This is a genomic window from Hymenobacter agri (assembly GCF_054778495.1).
In genome coordinates, this window is the sequence record NZ_BAAGZM010000729.1 from 1 (window position 1) to 1,883 (window position 1,883).

At 64.6% G+C, this 1,883-nt stretch carries 1 protein-coding gene; it reads left to right on the top strand.

The window, feature by feature from the left end; translation table 11 throughout:
- Positions 1-578: 578 nt before the first annotated feature.
- Positions 579-1,883, top strand: a 1,305-nt coding sequence (locus tag ACYVDE_RS21480; RefSeq protein WP_460503582.1) for an amidohydrolase family protein, incomplete at its 3' end; no start/stop codon positions are given.

A 1,883-nucleotide genomic window follows, 5' to 3' on the forward strand; every position in this document is an offset into this window, starting at 1 on the left:
GTCAGCGGGTAGTCGGCCCGGCGGCCGGTGGCGGGGGTAGTATTCCCGGTGGCCGCGGCCGGGCGCGAGGTGCGGTAGGGTATCTGGGCCGCACTGCCGAAGCTCAGCAGCGACAGCAGCAGCAACCCACCGGAAAAGAAGGAGTTTTGCATGAGAGGTAGAGCCAGATGCGCGGCGGAGGGTTGCGTGGAATCAGCGGGGGTCGAGACGCAATATTTTGCGTCTCGTCGTTGAACGGCTCGCGTTGGAAGATAATGTTGCAGCCCACGCTGGCGGCGCGCCCGACGAGACGCAAAATATTGCGTCTCTGCTTCGTTACAGAAGCTATTCAAGCAGGCAGCCTAGTGCCCACACGGGCAGGGCACCGATTTGCCGCCGCTGTGGTGCTTGTACCACGACGTTTTTTTCTGCTGGGCGGTGCGGCGGGCGCAGCCGCCTTCGGCCAGCAGCAGCGGCAGCACGAGGAGCAAAAGGGCCAGGTTCTTTCTCACCGGAAACGGTTTTTTGTCAAATATAAGGTTCTTTGCCGGCGCTAACCCGGCCGGGGGCCGGAAGGTCGCCCCCAATTCCCTTTGTGTATGTCTGCTGATTTCTCGCTCACCGCCAACGTCGTCGACGTTTTTTCCCGTTCCATTCAGCCCGCCATTATTTCAGTCGAAGGCGGGCGCATTGCCCACATCACGCCCATTGCCGGGGCCACCGCGCCCGACCCGGCCCTACCCTACGCCCTGCCCGGCTTCGTCGATGCCCACGTGCACGTCGAAAGCTCGCTGCTGGTGCCCACTGAGTTTGCCCGTCTGGCCGTGGCGCACGGCACGGTGGCCACGGTGAGCGACCCGCACGAAATCGGCAACGTGCTGGGCGTAGCCGGCGTGGAGTTCATGCTGGAAAACGCGGCGCACTCGCCGTTCAAGTTCTGCTTCGGCGCACCGAGCTGCGTGCCGGCCACGCCGTTCGAAACGGCCGGGGCCGAAATCACGGCCGACGATATCAGGAAGCTATTTGAGAACCCCAAAATCGGCTACCTGGCCGAGATGATGAACTGGCCCGGCGTGCTGCACCGCGACGCCGACGTGATGGCCAAAATTGCCCTCGCCCACGCCGCCGGTCGCCCCGTGGACGGCCACGCCCCCGGCCTGCGCGGCGACGATGCCGCCCACTACGCCAGCGCCGGTATCAGCACCGACCATGAGTGCTTTACGGCCGCCGAGGCCCGCGACAAGCTAGCCGTGGGCATGAAAATCCTGATTCGTGAGGGTTCGGCCGCCCGCAACTTCGATGCCCTCATCGAGCTCATGCCCGAGCACTACGCTAACCTCATGTTCTGCTCCGACGACAAGCACCCCGACACGCTCATCCTCGGCCACATCAACCAGCTTGTGCAGCGGGCCGTGGCCTTAGGCAACGACGTGTTCAACGTGCTGCGCGCGGCATGCATCAGCCCCGTGAAGCACTACCACCTGCCCGTGGGCCTGCTGGCCGAAGGCGACCCGGCCGACTTCATCGTGGTGAAGGACCTGGTGAATTTTGAGGTACAAAAAACCTACCTCGACGGCCAGCTGGTGGCCGAAAATGGCCAGTCGCACCTGCCCGCCGCGCCCATTGCAGTAGTCAACAACTTCCACGCCCAGCCCGTGCAGCCGGCCGATTTCGCCCTGCCCGTGCCCGCCGAAAACGCCACCCTGCGCGTCATCGAGTGCTTCGATGGCCAGCTCATCACGGCCCGCGTTGATGTGCCGGCGCGCATCGAAAACGGCCACGCCGTGTCGGATACCGCGCAGGACGTGCTTAAGCTGGCCGTTATCAACCGCTACCAGCCGCAGGTGGCGCCGGCGCTGGCATTCATCCGCGGCTTCGGGCTGACGCACGGCGCGCTGGCCAGC